Here is a 591-nt window from a genome sequence, read left to right on the forward strand (position 1 = left end):
TGTACACACCGCCCGTCACACCACGAGAGTTTACAACACCCGAAGTCGGTGGGGTAACCCGCAAGGGGGCCAGCCGCCGAAGGTGGGGTAGATGATTGGGGTGAAGTCGTAACAAGGTAGCCGTATCGGAAGGTGCGGCTGGATCACCTCCTTTCTATGGAGACTCGGTTCAGAAGTGAACCAGTCAAGCTTCCTTCACTCGTGTTCAGTTTTGAAAGGGCAACCTTTCAATGTAAGCTGGCGAATCTTACGATTCGCAGCGTGTTCCTTGAAAACTAGATAACGAAACAAGAAGTAACAAACGCGTGATTTAACTTAGAAATCCAACTCACCATTTGTGCGAACGAATGATGAAGTGTGTTTCCTGAGTAGTGAGACGTTTGTGCTGTAAACTCCCTGCCAAGCAGTGAGAGTTTGCAAAGCAAACTCCCTATATTAGGTTAAGCTAGAAAGAGCACACGGAGGATGCCTAGGCGCTAGGAGCCGAAGAAGGACGTGGCGAACGACGAAATGCCTCGGGGAGCCGTAAGCAGGCTTCGATCCGGGGATGTCCGAATGGGGGAACCCGGCTGTGGTAATGCGCAGTCACCT

Annotated in this window: 2 rRNA genes; both read left to right on the forward strand. The window is 51.4% G+C overall.

Features of this window, described 5'->3' with window-relative positions:
• Positions 1-154, forward strand: a 16S ribosomal RNA gene (locus B5M42_RS25105); the annotation flags it as partial.
• Between the two features lie 284 nt (positions 155-438).
• Positions 439-591, forward strand: a 23S ribosomal RNA gene (locus B5M42_RS25110); the annotation flags it as partial.

Source organism: Paenibacillus athensensis, assembly GCF_004514475.2.
GTDB lineage: Bacteria > Bacillota > Bacilli > Paenibacillales > NBRC-103111 > Paenibacillus_AL > Paenibacillus_AL athensensis.